Raw genomic sequence first — 19339 nt, forward strand, 5'->3', positions numbered from 1 at the left:
TATCGAGGTGCGAAGTGGCCAGCCTGCCTTGTGGAGTAGCAGTCAAGTGCTGGCCAGGGGAAAGCAAGCACAGGGTGCTCAACAAGGAATCGGGGAGGGGAGCGCCAGGAAACGCTCCACCAGGCGCGCCCAATACGCGGCGCCAATCGGCAGGTTCCTGTCGTTGAAGTCATAGCCGGGGTTATGCACCATGCAGCCATCCTCGCCTTCGCCGTTGCCGATACGCAGGAAACAGCCAGGGCGGGCCTGCAGCATGTACGCAAAATCTTCGCTTCCCATCAGCTGCGCGGTGTGGGGAACAACGTTATCGGCACCCACCAGCTCCTGGGCCACCTGGATGGCAAACTCGGTTTCTCGGTCGGAGTTGATCACCACCGGGTAACCCATCAGGTATTCGATTTCCGCCGTGGCACCATAGCTGGCCGCCTGTTGCTGGACGAGAGTCGTGATGCGTTCCTTGAGCAGGGCGCGCACCTCCGGACAGAACGAGCGCACGCTCAGTTCGAGCCGCGCCTGATCCGGTATCACGTTGTTGGCGGAACCGGCCTGCAACACGCCAACCGTCACCACCGCCGGCTGCGCCGGCTCGACATTGCGCGACACCACCGTCTGCAAACCCATCACAATGCTGGACGCCACTACCACCGGGTCCACCGTCAGATGCGGCCGCGCGGCATGCCCACCCTTGCCATGGATCGTGATAAAGATATTGTCGCCCGCCGCCATGAAGGGTCCCTTGCGGAACAGGAACGTTCCGGCCGGCGCGCCAGGATGGTTGTGCACGCCAAATACCGCATCGCAGGGAAAGCGTTCGAAAAGGCCGTCCTTGATCATGCACTGCGCGCCGCTATCGATGCCCCGCTCTTCGGCTGGCTGGAAATAGAGGTGGACGGTGCCGGAGAAATGTCGTGTTTCCGCCAGGTATTTTGCGGCCCCCAGCAACATGCTGGTATGACCATCATGGCCGCAGGCATGCATTTTCCCATGGCGCTGGCTGGCGTAAGGCAAGCCGGTTTGCTCGAGGATGGGCAGTGCATCCATGTCGGCGCGGATGCCGATGCGACGTTGGCCGTCGCCCACCGTCAGCGTACCCACCACTCCCGTCCGGCCGACGCCCGTCGTCACCTCATAGCCCCATTGCTGCAGCTTGTGCGCGACGAGCGCCGCCGTTTCCAGCTCTTCATAGGCCAATTCGGGGTGCTGGTGCAGATGGTGGCGAATCGCACGCAGTTCCTCCGCCATTCCGGCGAAATCACCGACTTCACAGTAGCGCTTGGCAATATCCATGGTGTTGCACTTTCCAGAGAGGCTGCCCCCGGGAGGGGAAGCGGGTGGGTCAAGATGCCGCCAACCGTGGCAGCGGGTTGACGCCACATTACGGCTTGCTTAGCGCCCTGAAAAGATGTAATTTTTTTTAAAGTGATCAGATTTTTTTATCATAGGAAGCGCATGAAACTGCAACAGCTAGAGGTGTTTATTGCCGTCGCCGAGGAGAAAAGCCTGCGCGCCGCAGCACGGCGCCTGGATCTAACTCAACCCGCGGTCACCCGGACCGTGCAGGAACTGGAAAGCGACCTGGGTGTGGTTTTGATGACGCGGAGTGTGCAGGGCATTGAGCTCACCCCTTTTGGCGCCGCCCTGAGGATACGCGCCCAGCAATTGCTGGAAGATGCGCGCCGCGCACGCGAAGAGATGGACCAGCTCAAGGGGGATATGCGCGGCAAGGTCACCATCAGTGCCACATCGACGATTGCACTGACACTATTGCCGCAGGCCATCGATCGTTTTCAGGAAGCGGCACCGGAAGCCGAACTCACCTTTCTGGAGGTGAAGTTTCCGCAAGCGACCCAGCACTTGCGGGATGGATCGATCGACTTTCTCGTGTCGCACGTGCTGCCCGACATGCTTGATGACGACCTGACCAGTATTCCGCTATTTACGGTCGATTTCGTCGTGATGGCGCGGGAGCAGCACCCGCTCAGGAACGCCCGTCGCCTGGCCGAACTGGCGGAGGCGCAATGGTCCACCACGGTGACCTCAGGCGGAACTCAGCACAGCGTGATGGAGGCCCTGTTCCAACAAGAGGGGCTACCGCTACCGCGCCGCCTGATCCAGTGCTCGTCCTTTGCCATTGCACTCGGCCTCGTCTCAGGCACCGACACGCTGGTGTTGTTTTCACGCTTGCTGGCGCAACGCATCGCAGACCTTGGTCTACGGCAAATCCCACTAGAGCAGCCGCTGCCCGCCCTTGAGATGAGCATCGTGATGCGTAAGGACATCCTGCTCACGCCGGCCGCCCAGCATTTCGTCACCTGCCTGCGCTCCGCGGCAGAAGCGCTTGGCCAAGCCGTTTGAGCAGCAAGAACAGCTCGACGCATACTCCCTGCCACGCCGTTGCATGCACCGAACAGCCGACATGGATCACACGACGACCGATCACAAAATGGGCCAATGACTGGCCTGAGTGAAAAGCAGGCTATTTCCGTGCCACCCAAGAAAAAACCCCCGCCCCTCCGAAGAGAAGCGGGGTAAAGGGGCACACACTCCCACTTGGTCACTACGCAAACACAGCTAACAAATCCTTGTTGTCGATCCGCTTGCCGGAACTCACCAGCACCTCGCGGATCACCCCGTCGCGCTCGGCCTTCACCGCCACTTCCATCTTCATCGCTTCGAGCGTGAGCAGCGTATCGCCCTTGGCCACCGCCTGGCCCGGCTTGACTGCCACCGTGCTCACCATGCCCGGCATCGGCGCGCCGACGTGGTGCGGGTTGTCCGGGTCGGCCTGCGGGTGGCTGTGGGCCGCCTGCACGCCTTCCTGCGCCACCTTGATCAGGCGCGGCTGGCCGTTGAGCTCGAAGAACAGCTTGGTGTGGCCGTCGTCGGTATCGGCTCGGCCCAAGAGCTGGATCACCAGGGTCTTGCCACGCTCGAGTTCCACGCTGACTTCCTCCCCTTCGCGCAGACCGTAGAAGAACGCGGTGCTCGGTACGGCGGAGACGTCGCCGTAGTGCGCCTGGTGCTCGGCGAAGTCGCGGAACACCTTCGGGTACATCAGGTGCGAGGCGAGTTCGGCCTGGCTGATCGGGCGGCCAATCTGCTGTTCGACCCTGGCCTGCTCAGCCGTTAGGTCCACCGGGGCCATCGTCTCGCCAGGGCGGCCGGCCAGCGCCGGCTGGCCCTTGAGCACCTTGCGCTGCAGGGCCTCTGGGAAGCCGTGCGCCGGGGTGCCGAGCTCGCCCTTGAACAGGGACACCACCGACTCGGGGAAGTCGATCTCGCGCGCCGGGTCGAGTACGTCTTGTGGGGTGAGGCTGTTCGACACCATGAACAGCGCCATGTCGCCGACCACCTTGGAAGTCGGGGTCACCTTGACGATGTCGCCGAACAGCCGGTTCACTTGCGCATACGCCTCCGCCACCTCCGGCCAGCGCGCCTCGATACCGAGCGAGCGCGCCTGCTCGCGCAGGTTGGTGACCTGGCCGCCGGGCATTTCGTGACGGTAGACCGCCGAGGTGCCGGCGCGCATGTCGGCCTCGAACGGGGCGTAGACCCGGCGCACGCCTTCCCAGTAGGTGGAGAGCTGCTGCAGCTGGGCCCGGTCCAGCCCCGGGTCGCGCTCGCTGCCTGCCAAGGCCGCCACGATGGAGCCGAGGTTGGGCTGCGAGGTGAGGCCGCTCATCGCGTCCATCGCTGCGTCCACGGCATCGACGCCGGCTTCCACCGCGGCCAGCACGCTGGCGGCGGCGATGCCCGAGGTGTCGTGGGTGTGGAAGTGGAGCGGCAGGCCGGTTTCTTCCTTCAAGGCTTTCACCAGCGCGGTGACGGCGCGCGGCGTGCAGATGCCTGCCATGTCCTTGATCGCCAGGATGTGGGCGCCGGCTTTTTCCAGTTCCTTGGCCATCGCCACGTAGTACTTGAGGTCGTAGCGCCGGCTGGTATCAAACAGATCCCCGGTGTAGCAGATCGCCGCCTCGCACAGCCTGCCGGTGTCGCGCACCGCGTCGATCGCCACGCGCATGTTGTCCACGGCGTTAAGCGAATCGAACACGCGGAACAGGTCGATGCCGCCCTCGGCCGCCTGGGCGATGAAGTGGCGCACCACGTTGTCCGGGTAGTTGGTGTAGCCGACCGCGTTCGAGGCGCGCAGCAGCATCTGGAACAGCACGTTCGGGATGGCGGACCTCAGCTCGGCCAGACGCTGCCACGGGTCTTCCTTGAGGAAGCGCATCGACACGTCGAAGGTCGCGCCACCCCAGCATTCCATCGAGAACAGGCCGGAGGCGAGGCGCGCGTAGTGCGGCGCCACCGCCAGCATGTCGGCGGTCCTCATGCGCGTGGCGAACAGCGACTGGTGCGCGTCACGCATCGTGGTGTCGGTGATCAGCACCTGCTTCTGCTCGCGCATCCACTGCGCGAAACGCTCGGCGCCGAGGTCGTTCAGCCGATCCCGCGTGCCCTTCGGCGGCGCGTCGCCCAGGTGGCAGTCCGGCAGCCGTGCCGGCCCCGGCATCGGGCTCGGCGCGGCGCGCCCCTTCATCTCCGCGTTACCGTTGACGGTGACATCGCCGAGGAACTCCAGCAGCTTGGTGGCGCGGTCGCGGCGCGGGGTGAACTGGAACAGCTCGGGGGTGCTGTCGATGAAGCGCGTGGTGCACTTTCCCGAGGTGAACAGCGGGTGGGCAATGACGTTCTCGAGGAAGGCCAGGTTGCTCGACACCCCACGGATGCGGAACTCGCGCAAGGCGCGGTCCATGCGCGCGTTGGCCTCGCTGGGGGTATGGCCCCAGGCGGTGACCTTGACCAGCAGGGAGTCGTAATAGGGTGTGATCACCGCGCCGGTGTAGGCGGTGCCGCCGTCCAGACGCACGCCGAAGCCGGCGGCGCTGCGGTAGGCGGTGATGCGGCCGTAGTCCGGGGTGAAATTGTTCTCCGGGTCCTCGGTGGTGACGCGGCACTGCAGCGCGTGGCCGAGCAGGCGGATATCCGGCTGCGCCGGCACGAAGCTGTCCGCGTCGCCGATGCGGGCGCCTTCGGTAATGCGGATCTGCGCCTTGACGATGTCGACGCCGGTGATCGCCTCGGTGACGGTGTGCTCGACCTGGATGCGCGGGTTGACCTCGATGAAGTAGAACGCCCCGGTGTCGGCGTCCATCAGGAACTCGACCGTGCCGGCGTGGGTGTAGCCGACCGCACGCGCCAGCTTCAAGGCCGCCTCGCACAAGTCAGCGCGCTGGGATTCGTTCAGATACGGCGCCGGTGCCCGTTCAACGACTTTTTGATTACGTCGCTGCACCGAGCAGTCGCGCTCGAACAGGTGCACCAGGTTGCCGTGCGTGTCACCGAGAATCTGCACCTCGACGTGGTGGGCACGCCGCACCAGCTTCTCGAGGTAGACCTCGTCGTTGCCGAACGCCGACTTGGCCTCGCGCCGCGCCACCTCCATCGCCCCGGCCAGCTCGCTTTCATTCTCGACCACGCGCATGCCGCGCCCGCCGCCACCCCAGCTCGCCTTGAGCATCAGCGGGTAGCCGACCGCCGCGGCCATGCGCTGGGCTTCGGCCAACTCGTACGGCAACGCCCCGGTCGCCGGTACCACCGGCACCCCGGCTTGCTCAGCCAGTGCCCGCGCCGACACCTTGTTGCCGAGCTGGCGCATCACCTCGGGCTGCGGCCCGATGAAAGCAATGCCGGCCGTGGCGCAGGCCTCGGCGAACTCGGGGTTCTCGGACAAAAAACCGTAGCCGGGGTGGATGGCATCGACGCCGGCTTCCTTGGCGATGCGGATGATGTCGGGGATGTCGAGGTAGGCGGCGATGGGCTTCTGGCCGGCGCCGACGCGGTAGGCTTCGTCGGCCTTGAAGCGGTGCAGGGCAAGCTTGTCCTCGTCGGCGTAGATGGCGACGGTGCGGATGTTCATCTCGCTGGCGGCGCGCATGACGCGGATAGCGATCTCGCTGCGGTTGGCGATCAGGAGGCTACGGATGGGCTTCATGGTTCACACGGGTCCAAACAAGGCAGTCAATTGAAAGGGCCGGACAGCAAGGTATTGCGCACGCGCCGGCAGTTAAGGAATTCAATTCGGCGGCGCGGCGGTCGTCCCGGCCGAGCCGGCCAGACCCAGCCGGGCATGCAGGGCCTCGATGGCGTCGATCTGGTTGAGGCTGAAGAAGTGCAGGGCGGGCACACCCTCGGCGATCAGCCGCTCGCATTGCCGGGCGGTGACATCGAGCCCGAAGGCACGCACGGCGGCGGTGTCGTCGGCCAGGCTCTCCATCTTGCGGTAGATCCAGCGCGGCATCTCGATGCCGCGCGCCTCGGCCCGTTGCGCGGTGCTGCGGAAACGGGTCAGCGGCAGCACGCCGGGCACCAGCGGCAGGGTGATGCCGGCGGCGTGGCAGCTGTCGCGCAGATACAGGAAGGCATCGGTATTGAAAAAATACTGGGTGACCGCCGCGTTGGCGCCGGCCTCCTGCTTGACCCTGAGTGCGGCCAGGTCGGCAGCCGGGCTCTTGGCTTGCGGATGGACCTCGGGATAGGCCGCCACCTCGATACGGAAGTCGTCCCCGCTGTGTTCGCGGATGAAGCGCACCAGGTCGCTGGCGTAGGCGAAGTCGCCACGGCTGCCCATGCCGGACGGGGTATCGCCGCGCAGGGCGAACAGGCGCCGCACGCCGAGACGGCGGTAATGCGCGCACAGTTCCGCCACTTCGGCACGCTCCGCCCCCACGCCCGACAGGTGCGGCGCCACGGTGTGGCCGGCCTCGTGCAGCTGTCCGACCAAGTCCAGCGTCCGTTCTCGCGTGCAGCCGCCGGCCCCGTAGGTGACCGAGAAATACTCGGGGCCGAGCGCCGCCAGACGAGGCAGCGCCCGCTCCAGTTGCCGCGCGCTCTGCGGCGAGGTGGGCGGGTAGAGCTCGAGACTGAAGGGTATGGACATGCAACGCTCCTTATCAAAATACGGGGTGTCGTGACGGTGTGGATCGCCACGGCCGGCGAGGCGACGGCACCCGGCCCAGGCCGGGCGCCGGTTGACACAATCAAGCCACGATGTCGCCCCTGGCCTGCAGATCGGCATGGTAGGAAGAACGCACCATCGGCCCGGATGCCACCTGACCGAAGCCCAGCGCCAGCCCCAGCTCGCGCAGCTCGGCGAATTCGGCCGGCGTGACGAAGCGCTGGACCGGCAGATGGTGACGCGTCGGCTGCAGGTACTGGCCCAGCGTCAGCATCTCGACGTCGTGCGCACGCAGATCGCGCATCACCTGTTCCACTTCCTCCCGCGTCTCGCCCAGCCCCAGCATCAGCCCGGACTTGGTCGGCACGTCGGGAACCGCGTAGTGGAACTCCTGCAGCAGCTTGAGCGAATGCAGGTAGTCGGCGCCGGGGCGCGCCTCGCGGTAGAGCCGGGGCACCGTTTCCAGGTTGTGGTTGAACACGTCGGGCGGCGTCGCCTCCAGGGCGTCCAGCGCGATGCCCAGGCGGCCGCGGAAGTCCGGCACCAGCGTTTCGATCTTGAGCGCGGGGTTGAGCCGGCGTGCCTCGCGGATGCAGGCGGCGAAGTGCGCGGCGCCGCCGTCGCGCAGGTCGTCGCGGTCGACCGAGGTGATCACCACGTACTTGAGCCGCATCGCCGCGATGGTTTCGGCCAACCTTTGCGGTTCGGCGGCATCGAGCGGGTTGGGGCGGCCGTGGCCCACGTCGCAGAACGGGCAGCGGCGGGTGCAGATGTCCCCCATGATCATGAAGGTGGCGGTGCCGTGGCTGAAACATTCGCCGAGGTTGGGGCAGCTCGCTTCCTCGCACACGGTGTGCAGCTTCTGCTCGCGCAGCACCTTCTTCAGTTCGACCACCTCGCGCGAGCCGGGAAAGGCGGCGCGAATCCACGCCGGCTTGCGCTGCATCTGGCCCGGCTCGGTCGCCACGACCTTGACCGGAATGCGCGCCATTTTCTCCGCGGCGGAGAGTTTGGTCCCCGCCACCAGCGGGGCCTTGTTCGGGACGAGGGCGTTCACGGCTCAGCTCCGGTAGTAGCGTTGCGGCACGAACGGCGTCTTCGCCACTTCCACCGCCACCGGCTTGCCACGCACCATGGCGAATAGGGGCGTGCCCAGTGCGGCGTGCGCGCTGTCGACGTAGCCCATCGCCAGCGGGGCGCCCAGGGTCGGGCCGAAGCCGCCGCTGGTGACCTTGCCAACGGTGTGGCCGTCGGCGTCGACGAGCTCGGCGCCTTCGCGCACCGGCACCTTGTCCTTCACCAGCAGGCCAACGCGCTTGCGCTGGGTGCCCTCGGCGATGTGCCGCGCCACCACGGCGGCGCCGGGATAACCGCCGGCGCGTTCGCCGCCGGGACGGCGCGCCTTCGAAATCGCCCACAGCAGGCTACCCTCGATCGGCGTGGTGCCCGTGTCGATGTCGTGGCCGTACAGGCACAGGCCCGCCTCCAGCCGCAGCGAGTCGCGCGCGCCCAGGCCGATCGCCTGCACTTCCGGCTCGGCCAGCAGCAAGCGCGCCAGGGCTTCGGCGTGGTCGACCGGCACCGAGATCTCGTAGCCGTCTTCGCCGGTGTAGCCCGAACGGCTGACGTAGCATTCCACGCCGGCCAGTTCGACCCGGGTGCAGTGCATGAAGGTAAGCTCCGCCACCGCCGGCGCGTGGCGCGCCAGCACGGTGGCCGCGGCCGGGCCCTGCAGCGCCAGCAGGGCGCGGTCGGTCAATTCCACCACCTCGCAACGGTGGCCGATCTTGCTCTTCAGGTGGGCAATGTCCTGCGCCTTGCAGGCGGCGTTGACCACGACGTAGAGCTCACCGTCGCCGAAATTGGCCACCATCAGGTCGTCGAGAATCCCGCCGTCGTCGTTTGTGAACAGGGCGTAGCGCTGCAGGCCGACCGGCAGGTCGATCACGTCGATCGGCACCAGCGTTTCCAGCGCGGCGGCGGCTTCGGCGCCGATCAGCTTGACCTGGCCCATGTGCGAGACGTCGAACAGCCCGGCGGCGGCACGGGTGTGCTGATGTTCCTTCAGGATGCCGAGCGGATACTGCACCGGCATCTCGTAGCCGGCGAACGGCACCATCTTGGCGCCCAGCTCGACGTGCAACGCGTAGAGCGGGGTGCGGGAAAGCGTTTCAGTGTGGCTCATGCTGAGCTCCTTGATTCTCAAACACGCGGCGGCCTCGCCACCGCATGCGGATTTCTTCGTTGGGGCACCGGATGCCGCCAGCCTCGCCGGACGGCATGCTCAGCCAGCGGCGCACGGCGCCGACGTTGGCCGAAGCGGGGTCTCCGGACCCTCCGTTCCGTTACCGGCGGTACACCGGAAAGGCGGCGCACAACTGCGTCACCTGGGCGCGCACCGAGGCGATCACCTCCTCGTCGCCGAGGTGGTCGAGCACGTCGCAGATCAGCGTCGCGGTGCGTGCCGACTCGTATTCGGTGAAACCGCGCGTGGTGATCGCCGGCGAACCGATGCGGATGCCGCTGGTGACGAACGGGCTTTGCGGATCGTTCGGCACCGCGTTCTTATTCACCGTGATGTGCGCCCGGCCCAGCGCCGCGTCGGCGGCCTTGCCGGTGATGCCCTTGTGGATCAGCGACAGCAGGAACAGGTGATCGTCGGTGCCGCCGGACACCACTTCGTAGCCGCGCTCCTGGAATACCGTGACCATGGCGCGGGCGTTGGCGATGACCCGTCGCTGATAGTCTGCGAATTCCGGCAGCAGCGCCTCTCTAAAAGCGACAGCTTTTGCCGCAATTACGTGCATCAGCGGGCCGCCCTGGATGCCGGGGAACACCAGCGAGCTGAACTTCTTCTCCAGCTCTGGGTTGCTCTTGGCCAGAATCAGGCCGCCGCGCGGGCCGCGCAGGGTCTTGTGGGTGGTGGTGGTGACGACGTCGGCGGACGGCACCGGGTTCGGGTACAGCCCGGCGGCGACCAGGCCCGCGACGTGCGCCATGTCGACGAACAGGTAGGCTCCCACCGAGTCGGCGATTTCACGGAAACGGGCGAAATCCAGCACCCGGGCGTAGGCGGAGAAGCCGGCCACGATCATCTTCGGGCGGTGTTCTTCGGCCAACCTTTGCACTTCGTCGTAGTCGATCAGCCCGGTGTCCGGGTTGAGGCCGTACTGCACCGCGTTGTAGAGCTTGCCGGAGAAGTTGACCTTGGCGCCGTGGGTGAGGTGGCCGCCGTGCGCCAGGCTCATGCCGAGCACGGTGTCGTGCGGCTCCAAGAGCGCCATGTAGACGGCGGCGTTGGCCTGGCTGCCGGAGTGCGGTTGCACGTTGGCGTAGTCGGCGCCGAACAGCTGCTTGGCGCGATCGATGGAGAGCTGCTCGACCACGTCGACGTGTTCGCAGCCGCCGTAGTAGCGCTTGCCCGGATAGCCTTCGGCGTACTTGTTGGTGAGCACCGAGCCCTGCGCCTGCATCACGCGCGGACTGGTGTAGTTTTCGGAGGCGATGAGCTCGATGTGGTCTTCCTGGCGCTGGCGTTCCGCCTCCAGCGCGTTCCACAGTTCGTCGTCGAAGCCTTCGATGTGCATGTCTTGGGTATACATCTGCATTCTCCTCTGGCGCGGTTGCCGCCAAAGCGGCAACCCTCGGCCGGGCAGGGTCAGTTCGGGTAGTCCGACAGCGGGGGGCAGGAGCACACCAGGTTGCGGTCACCATGGACGTTGTCGACACGGCTCACCGGCGGCCAATACTTGCCGGGCGCCGAGCGCGCCACGCCGTGCGGATACACCGCCTGCTCGCGCGAATAGGCGTGATCCCATTCGCCCACCAGCTCGGCCGCCGTGTGCGGCGCGTGCTTGAGCGGGTTGTCGTGCGCATCCAGCGTGCCGGCCTCCACCGCGGCGATCTCGGCTCTGATGGCAATCATCGCGTCGATGAAGCGGTCCAGCTCGGCCTTCGACTCCGACTCGGTCGGCTCGATCATCAGCGTGCCCGCCACCGGGAAGCTCATGGTCGGTGCGTGGAAGCCGAAATCGATCAGGCGCTTGGCCACGTCGTCCACGCTGATGCCGCTGGCGTCCTTCAGGGGGCGCAGGTCGACGATGCACTCGTGTGCCACGCGCCCGTTCGGCCCGGTGTAGAGGATCGGGTAATACGGCGCCAAGCGGCTGGCGATGTAGTTGGCGTTGAGGATCGCCAGCTCGGTGGCGCGCTGCAGCCCTGCCGCCCCCATCAGCGTGATGTAGGTCCAGGTGATCGGCAGGATGCTGGCGCTGCCGAACGGTGCCGCCGACACCGCGCCGCCGCCGGCGAGCCCGCCCTGCCGATGGCCCGGCAGGAACGGCGCCAGATGCGCCTTGACGCCGATCGGGCCGACACCCGGACCGCCACCACCGTGCGGAATGCAGAAGGTCTTGTGCAGGTTGAGGTGCGACACGTCGCCGCCGAAGCTGCCCGGCTGCGCCAGGCCCACCAGCGCGTTCATGTTGGCGCCGTCGATGTAGACCTGGCCGCCGTGCGCGTGCACCACGTCGCAGATCTCGCGCACGCGCTCCTCGAACACGCCGTGGGTGGACGGGTAGGTGATCATGATCGCGGCCAGCTCATGGCTGTGCTGCGCCGCCTTCGCCTTCAGATCATCGACGTCGACGTTGCCGGCGTCGTCGCACTTGACCACCACCACCTGCATGCCGACCATCTGCGCCGAGGCCGGGTTGGTGCCGTGCGCCGAGGAGGGGATCAGGCACACGGTGCGCTGCCCCTCGCCACGGCTGGCGTGATAGGCGCGAATCGCCAACAGGCCCGCGTATTCGCCCTGCGAGCCGGCGTTCGGCTGCAGCGACACCGCGTCGTAGCCGGTCACCGCGCACAGCATCGCCTCCAGCTCCTGCGTCAGCGCACGGTAGCCCTCGGCCTGCTCGGCCGGCGCGAACGGGTGCAGCCTGGCGAACTCGGGCCAGGTGATCGGCAGCATCTCGCTGGTGGCGTTGAGCTTCATGGTGCAACTGCCCAGCGGGATCATGGTGCGATCCAGCGCCAGGTCCTTGTCGGCCAGCGCGCGCAGGTAGCGCAGCATCTGCGTTTCCGAGTGATGGCTGTTGAACACCGGGTGGGTGAGGAAGGCGCTGCCGCGCTTGAGTTGCCCCGGCAGCGCATCCGGCGTGGCCGCCTCCAGCGCGGCAAAATCCGGCACCGGCTTGCCCTGGGCAAAGATCGCCCACAGCGTCGTCACGTCCTCGGCCGTGGTGGTCTCGTCCAGCGCGATACCGAGGCGCTGCGCGTCGATGACACGCAGGTTGATCGAGTAGGAGCGGGCGCCGGCATGCAGCGCAGCGGTCTGCGCGCCGCCGTCGACGGTCAGCGTGTCGAAGCAGTACTCGGTCGGCACGCTGTAGCCGAGCTGGCGCAGGCCGGCCGCCAGGGTCACGGTCAGCCGGTGCACGCGCCGGGCGATGGTGCTCAGCCCCTGCGGGCCATGGTAAGCCGCGTACAGTCCGGCGATGTTGGCCAGCAGCACCTGCGCGGTGCAGATGTTGCTGGTCGCCTTCTCGCGGCGGATATGCTGTTCGCGCGTCTGCATCGCCAGCCGCAGGGCAGGGCGGCCGTGCGCGTCGATCGACACCCCGACCAGACGGCCCGGCATGCTGCGCTTGAAGGCGTCGCGGGTCGCCAGGTAGCCGGCGTGCGGGCCACCGAAGCCGAGCGGCACGCCAAAACGCTGCGTGGTGCCGATCGCCACGTCGGCGCCAAATTCGCCCGGCGGGGTCAGTAGCGTCAGCGCCAGCAAGTCGGCGGCCACCACCGCCAGCGCGCCCTTGGCATGCGCCGCGTCGATTACGCCCTGGTAGTCGTGGATGTCGCCGAACGTGCCCGGATACTGCAGCAGCACGCCAAAGCAGTCGACACCGGCCAGATCGCGGCGCGGGTCACCCACCACCACCTCGATGCCGATCGGCTCGGCGCGGGTGCGGATGATCTCGATCGTCTGCGGATGGCAGTCGGCCGCCACGAAAAACACCGGGCTCTTCGATTTGGCCAGGCGCTGGCAGAAGGTCATCGCCTCGGCCGCCGCCGTGCCTTCATCCAGCATCGAGGCGTTGGCGATCTCCATGCCGGTGAGGTCGGCGATCATGGTCTGGAAATTGAGCAGCGCCTCCAGACGGCCCTGCGAAATCTCCGGCTGGTACGGGGTGTAGGCGGTGTACCAGGCCGGGTTCTCCAGCACGTTGCGCTGGATCACCGGCGGGGTGTGGGTGTCGTGGTAGCCCATGCCGATGAACGACTTGAACACTTTGTTGCGGCTGGCGATGTCGGCCAGCTTGTGCAACGCCTCGGCTTCGGTGCAGCCCGCGGCGAGGGCCAGCGGCTCGTGACGGCGGATCGCCGCCGGCACCACTTGCCGGATGAACTCGTCCAGCGAGCCGACATTCAGTTCAGCCAACATCTCGGCCTGTTCACCGGCATCCGGGCCGATGTGGCGGCGCACGAACAGCTCGCGCTGCGTGAGGGAATCAAACGTAGCCATGACCCATCCCCCTATGCGCCGATGTAGGCGTGGTAGCCGGCGGCATCCATCAACCCGGCCAGTTGCTCCGGGTTGTCGATACGCATGCGGAAGAACCAGCCCGCGCTTTCCGCCGCCTCGTTCACCAGGCTCGGCTCGTCGGCCAGCGCGTCGTTGACGGACACGACGGTGCCATCCACCGGAATTTTGATCTCGCCGGCGGCCTTGACCGATTCGATGGTGGCCGCTTCCTCGCCCTGGGCGAAACGATCGCCCTCCCGGGGCAGCGCCACGTAAACCAGGTCGCCCAGCAAGTTCTGGGCGTAGTCGGTGACGCCAACGGTGGCGCTACCGTCCGCCTCCAGGCGCAGCCATTCGTGGGATTCGGTGTATTTGATGTCGCTCATTGCTCTCTCCTGACAGGGTTGCGTGAAGTGAAACGGGCCAACGCAAGCCTGGAGTACAACGGCGAAAGCAGGGGACGATCGGGGGATCGGCATCCGGACTTTAGCGGGGCATTCCAGGCGGCGTGAGCCTGATGCCCCCTCTGTCCATTTGCCTGAGAGATTACGGACCCGGACGGGAACGCTTTTCCTTCGGCGAGGCCTCGTGGGCCTACTCTCCAGAGAGCTAGTCGATGCGGCAGTCCTTTTGCCTGAGAGTTTCTGGGGCGATTCCCCTTCGGCGCCGCCACATGGCGGTCTCTCCTGTCACATCCCGATAGCTTGATGCCCAATCTAGAGGAGGGGTTCCGGGACTGTCAACAGCAAAACACCCGCGCCGCCGAGGCCAGATACGCGGCACCCGTCGCGCGCCGCCGCCAATAGCTGGCGCAAACCCAGACCAGACGGGCCTCTCGGCATCAAAGGCCCGGCCCGATACTTCGGTATTTGGCGAAGTACATATCTGAACATTGCTATTCAACACTCGCCCCGCAACAGCGGACATGGAGACGCGCGACCGTTCTCGAGGGGGGCGCAACTCCCTCGGGGGAGACTCACCGTCTGCCCAGGTAAAGACCATCGTGAAGACGAGCCGGGCATGAGGTTTCAGCGTTCCATGCATCACGTCAGGTGCGGACAATCCCGAACACCGGGACGGCCTCGTCGCCGTTCGAAAAATTGACACTCTCGGGGAACGGAAAACCGGTGGTGCAGTCTACTCATTCGTCTGTCGAGAGAGCACCCTCGACTCAACTGGAAGGAACCCGATGGCCAAACCACCACGCACCAACCCGGTAGCCAAATTCGCACAACGTCTGCAGCGCTGTGCCACCTTTACAGATCGAAAGAAGCGAGCCAGGCAAGGCTATGCCAAGCATAAGAAACAGGCGGGAAGTTTTACTCTCCCGCCTTTTTTATTGAGCTGGAATCTGGCGTCAGCCACGAGCCCAAAGTCCGATTCCACACGACTCCTGCCCAGCTTGTAATGCCTCGCCTTGCCAACATGGGCAAGGGGCGCTCCATCAAGCCAAGATTTCAGATGCCAGCTATCAGGTCAGGCTGTAGAGCGCCTGAAAACCAACGCGACAAATCACTGCTCTTCACGTGATGTCGCCGATACCGCCTTCTTCAAACTTTCGTACAAATCTGGAAATTGCGTCTTGAGAAGACCAATGACCTCCATGTCCTCACGGTTGATGATGGCAAGGTCAACTTGCTCGATATGCACCAGGCGGAACAGTTCCCGCACCGGGCGCGGCATGTTTCGGCCCGACTCGTAGCGCGACCCTCCAGATTGAGTGACGCCGATCAGGCTCCAGAATTGCACCTGGTTCAGCCCTCGCTTCAGACGAACTTCGCGAGGATGAGGTAGGGCTTTGTGCGATGTCATCATTGGGCTCCTGTTTGTGGGTGCCGCAATGATAAATGGGGAGTGGGTAGCCTCACCTCAGGCAAATTGCAAATATTTGTTAATAAATATGCCATTTATTTAATAACACTCGCCGCAAACACCGTTCCTCGATCGTCCACGCGATACCAAACAAACCGGCCGGCAGCGGCCTCAAGCAAGCTCGCTGGGTGTAACAACGCGGCCTCTACGACAGACCATCCTGGCAACAGGATGAATCAACAAGCGACAAGGCGACGTGTACGACATGGCGGCGGCAAATAGGGCAGAGTCGCCAGGAAAAACACCGGGAGAGCCGCTATCAGACAGCGCGGCCCGATACGGAGAGGGCACGGTTCCTGCCGGGTTTGGAGTGCGGGGCCGAACCCTTGGATGCCCCCCTTAGGCCGGGCCGTTCAATGAGCGGACTCAGTCGCTGGCACGGGTGGGATGAAATTCTCAACCCACTCCTGGAAGGCTTCGGCCGGCATCGGCTTGGCGATGAAGTAGCCCTGTGCATAGTCGCATCCCAGTCGGGACAGTTGCTCCCAGTGCTCCTGGGTTTCAATGCCTTCGGCCACGGTTTTGCGGCCCAAGTCACGCACGAGATCGATGGTGGAGCGCACGATCATCGCCGAGTCTTTGCTGCGGGACATGTTCGCCACGAATGACTGGTCGATCTTGATATAGTCCACCGGCAACTTCTGCAGATAGTTCAATGAAGAATAACCGGTGCCAAAATCGTCGATATAGAGCGGAATGCCCCCAGCGTGCAGGCTATGTAGAATACCAAGCGCCAATTCGGGATCTTCCATGACGGAACTCTCGGTGATTTCCACCTCCAGCCAGCCAGGTCCAATCCCACGGGCAGCCTGCCACAGGCGGATCTTGTCCAACAGACTCTCATCATGCAGACTGCGTGCCGACAGGTTGACGGCAATGGGAACGGCGCAGCCTCGGGCATGCCAGCTTTGCAACAAATCAAGCGTGGCACCAATGACCCACTCCGTCAGTGGGCGAATCAGGCCGGTATGCTCAGCCAAACCAATGAACATGGCGGGTGTCAGCAGGCCAAGCCGCGAATGGTGCCAGCGCACCAGCGCTTCAGCGCCACTCACCCGGCCCGTGGCAAACTCGACCTTGGGCTGCAGGTATACGCGCAGTTCTCCTCCTTCGATAGCCCGCCGCAACTCGCCCACCATGACCAGACGGTCAGCCTGAGCATGGGCCTCTCCAGGGTCGAATACCACATGGCTCAAACCACGCTTCTTGGCCTGATTGACGGCCTTGTCCATGCGGCGAAGCAGATCGTGTGTCGTTGTGCCATGTTCTGGAAACAGGGCAATGCCTGTCTTCGCGCTAACGTCCAAAGCGATGTCGGCCACAGGAAAAGCGCGCGCCAACTCAAGTTCCACGGCTTCGACGGCAGTCAATGCCGCCTGGGCGTCACTGCCGGGCAGGAGCACCGCGAATTCGTCGCCACGTATCCGTGCCACGAGGGCAGTGGCAGGCACGCAGCCCTGTAGTCGAAAACCGAAATCACACAGGATCTGGTCGCCGTAGACAAAGCCCAATGCATCATTGATCTCGCTGAGCCGCTCAATATTGAGTTGCAGCGTGGCAAGCGGTTGCGCCTCTTGCATGCTGGTTCTGAGGGCGGCGGAAAGCGCCTCCTCGAACTGCAGCGCATTGGGCAGCCCGGTCAGCGGATCGTGCCGCATCAAGTGATGCATGGCCGCCTGGGTGCGCTTCTGCTCAACATGGTTCCGTAAAGTGGCAATGCCAAACGCCAGATCTTCGCTCGACTCGGTGAGCAACGCGATTTCGTCAGCACCAAAGGAGTCTGCCTCGGCATCGTAGATGGTCAAGGCGCCGATCACCCGGTTTCCCACGCGCAGAGGGCAGGCCAGTCCTGCCGTCGTGCCGTTTAATAGATCGCCCGGCCACCGGCTATGTGGATCGCTCCCCATATCGCGCACCAATTGCACTTTACCTGTGCGCATCGCCATAGGAGACACGCTCTGGCCACGTTCATCGCCAGCTCCGCCGAGACGCAATTGCGCCAGTGCCTTGAGGCCGCCGGGGTAACCCGCTTCGGCCATCGGCCGCAACCGCGTGTGGTCCTCCTTGTCGCCATACCAGACCACCGCCATGTCATAGCCACCATCGACGACAATGGCGTGGCACATGGCATCGAGCAAGGTCCGCTCCTCATCGGCCCGCAGCATGGCGTGATTGCCCGCGCTGAGCGTCCGGAGGGCTCGCGTGACATGCTCAAGCTCGTGCACCCGTTGTTCCAACTCGACATTCAGCGTCCTGATTCTTTCTTCGGCCAACTTGCGCTCCGTGATGTCCGTTCCTAGCACGTAATAGCCGACAATCAGGCCGCCTGCATCGTACTTGGGCAGGTAGCGGATGGTCTGCCACACCCCGGGGAAAGGCTGCCAGTCGTAGCCCTGCGCCTCACCCTTGAGAACCTTGCCGATGAGGGGCTCGGCGATGGCATAGCGCGCTTCCCCGAGAATCGCTTTAACTTCACATCCGGTGATATCAGTCATCCCGGGAGCAAAGCGCTCCCGGTATTGGTCGTTGACATAGACATACCGCTGCTGTGCATCCACATAGGCGATCAGGGCAGGTACCGAGCTGATGACATTGCGCAAATGGTCCTGGCTGTCATGCCACTGAGCGGTACGTTCCCGCACATGCGACTCCAGCAGGGCATTTTGCGCTCGGATAATCTGCTCGGCATGGCGCTCGGCCGAGACGTCCCGGAAGACCAGAACAACGCCATGCAATGCCCCCTCCGCATTCCGGATAGGTGCCGCACTGTCGGCAATCGGACACTCGCTGCCATCTCGTGCGATCAGCGAGGTGTGCTTGGCCAGCGCCTGGGTTTTCCCCGTTGCCAGTACCGCGGCAACCGGATCCGCGGCTGGCTCACGGGTCTCTTCGTTGATGATGCGAAACACATCCTCCACCGGTCTGCCCACGGCGAGCGAGGCCGGCCAACCGGTCAGCTGCTCGGCCACCAGATTCATCCGGCTAATGCGGCCATCGATATCCGTGGCCAGGACGGCATCGCCGATCGAATCCAGCGTCGTCCTCAGGCTCTCCTCGCTGTCAGCCAGGGCACGCTGGCTCGTTGCCGTCGCATGCCATTGCCGGCGTATCAACACATAGGTGGAAGCAAGCAGGAAAACGAGCAACGCTCCAACCAGCGAGCTGGCCACCACCAGCGTTTGGCGCGCATGCGCATAAGCGGACTCTCGCTGCCTCAGCAATTGCCGCTCTTCCCGGTCCATGTCGTCAAGCAGGCGGTAGGTGAGCACCCGGGTTTGCCGTAACGGCGCTTTGGCCACGAAGGCGTCGGCGGCCGCCTTGCCTTGCGTCTTGAGCAGGAGCTCAACCTGCCTCGCAATGGCCAGCCGTTGATTGAGCACTTTCCGCAAGGCTACCCAGCGCTGCCTCTGACGCGGGTTGTCGGTGGTCAACCCCCGAATTTGCCCGAGCGCGTTTTCTCGGGCTGCGATGGCGTCGTCACGTTCGGCAAGATTCGCGACATCGCCATAGAGACGGAACGACTGCGTGGTTAATTCGATCTGCAGCGAATAACCCCGAGTGAGGGCAAGCTGCTTGAGCAACTCATGGGTGTGGGTGACCCATTGAACCGAGCGGGTGGCATCATCGGCGACCTTCCAAATAGTCAGAGACAGTGCGATCACGACCAATACGGCAGTGGAGAGTGCCGCGAGCAGCTTGGATTCAAAGCTGGACCGCAGAGATAGCGTCACGGAGCACCTCCTTTCTATGTGGAGTTTTCAACGCTGCTTGCGCCAGATGCCAATCCAATTCCAATTGGCACGCCATTACAGTGCAGTATGGTCGCCCACACGACGTGCACCCAAACGATTTGTCATGAGCGATTCACTCGCCATGAGAGCATTCAATAAAAACATGGCACCACAATGCATTATCTCTGGCCTGCCCAGACAGAAAACGGCGGCGAGTTCAGTTCATGCCATCAGCAAGCAAAAACCGCCGGTCTT

General features: G+C 64.6%; 12 protein-coding genes and 1 riboswitch. Of the genes, 2 read left to right on the top strand and 10 right to left on the bottom strand.

Going from position 1 to position 19339, the window contains the following annotated elements:
• Positions 1-78: 78 nt before the first annotated feature.
• Complete coding sequence (locus tag AC3WG5_RS03955; protein ID WP_492567868.1) at positions 79-1287, bottom strand: M20 aminoacylase family protein; 1209 nt, start codon at positions 1285-1287, stop codon at positions 79-81.
• Between the two features lie 162 nt (positions 1288-1449).
• Between AC3WG5_RS03955 and AC3WG5_RS03960 the strand changes: the two genes are divergently transcribed.
• Positions 1450-2355: a LysR family transcriptional regulator gene (locus AC3WG5_RS03960; protein WP_492567869.1), complete on the top strand. Its 906-nt coding sequence runs from the start codon at positions 1450-1452 to the stop codon at positions 2353-2355.
• A 202-nt stretch (positions 2356-2557) separates the two neighbouring features.
• Here the strand turns inward: AC3WG5_RS03960 and AC3WG5_RS03965 are convergent, their stop codons facing one another.
• The 7 genes from AC3WG5_RS03965 to gcvH all read right to left on the bottom strand — a co-directional run bounded on the left by AC3WG5_RS03965 (position 2558) and on the right by gcvH (position 13867).
• Positions 2558-5995 carry a pyruvate carboxylase gene (locus tag AC3WG5_RS03965; protein ID WP_492567870.1) on the bottom strand — a complete coding sequence of 1146 codons (3438 nt, stop codon included), beginning with the start codon at positions 5993-5995 and terminating at the stop codon, positions 2558-2560.
• Between the two features lie 81 nt (positions 5996-6076).
• On the bottom strand, positions 6077-6940 hold the full coding sequence (locus AC3WG5_RS03970) for a methylenetetrahydrofolate reductase (RefSeq protein ID WP_008952629.1): 864 nt from the start codon (positions 6938-6940) through the stop codon (positions 6077-6079).
• A 100-nt stretch (positions 6941-7040) separates the two neighbouring features.
• The gene (gene lipA, locus AC3WG5_RS03975; protein ID WP_492567871.1) at positions 7041-8015 is read right to left on the bottom strand and encodes a lipoyl synthase; all 975 of its coding nucleotides are present in this window, start codon (positions 8013-8015) and stop codon (positions 7041-7043) included.
• A gap of 3 nt (positions 8016-8018) precedes the next feature.
• Positions 8019-9143, bottom strand: coding sequence for a glycine cleavage system aminomethyltransferase GcvT (gene gcvT, locus AC3WG5_RS03980; protein WP_492567872.1), 1125 nt, complete (start codon positions 9141-9143; stop codon positions 8019-8021).
• A 160-nt stretch (positions 9144-9303) separates the two neighbouring features.
• The gene (glyA, locus tag AC3WG5_RS03985; protein ID WP_492567873.1) at positions 9304-10560 is read right to left on the bottom strand and encodes a serine hydroxymethyltransferase; all 1257 of its coding nucleotides are present in this window, start codon (positions 10558-10560) and stop codon (positions 9304-9306) included.
• Between the two features lie 56 nt (positions 10561-10616).
• Positions 10617-13481 (bottom strand): aminomethyl-transferring glycine dehydrogenase, encoded by a 2865-nt coding sequence (gene gcvP / locus AC3WG5_RS03990; protein ID WP_492567874.1) that lies wholly within the window; start codon positions 13479-13481, stop codon positions 10617-10619.
• 11 nt (positions 13482-13492) lie between these two features.
• Complete coding sequence (gene gcvH / locus AC3WG5_RS03995) at positions 13493-13867, bottom strand: glycine cleavage system protein GcvH (RefSeq protein WP_492567875.1); 375 nt, start codon at positions 13865-13867, stop codon at positions 13493-13495.
• Between the two features lie 226 nt (positions 13868-14093).
• A riboswitch (glycine riboswitch) is annotated at positions 14094-14180 on the bottom strand.
• A gap of 490 nt (positions 14181-14670) precedes the next feature.
• On the opposite strand from gcvH, the gene AC3WG5_RS04000 reads away from it, so the two are divergent.
• Positions 14671-14889, top strand: a complete 219-nt coding sequence (locus AC3WG5_RS04000) for a DUF7230 family protein (protein ID WP_492567876.1) — start codon at positions 14671-14673, stop codon at positions 14887-14889.
• 104 nt (positions 14890-14993) lie between these two features.
• Here the strand turns inward: AC3WG5_RS04000 and AC3WG5_RS04005 are convergent, their stop codons facing one another.
• Together AC3WG5_RS04005 and AC3WG5_RS04010 are read right to left on the bottom strand one after the other, a co-directional pair.
• On the bottom strand, positions 14994-15293 hold the full coding sequence (locus AC3WG5_RS04005) for a helix-turn-helix domain-containing protein (protein ID WP_008952635.1): 300 nt from the start codon (positions 15291-15293) through the stop codon (positions 14994-14996).
• Between the two features lie 413 nt (positions 15294-15706).
• The gene (locus tag AC3WG5_RS04010) at positions 15707-19084 is read right to left on the bottom strand and encodes an EAL domain-containing protein (protein ID WP_492567877.1); all 3378 of its coding nucleotides are present in this window, start codon (positions 19082-19084) and stop codon (positions 15707-15709) included.
• Between the last annotated feature and the right edge of the window lie 255 nt (positions 19085-19339).

This window comes from Pseudogulbenkiania sp. FW507-F1, from assembly GCF_058781125.1.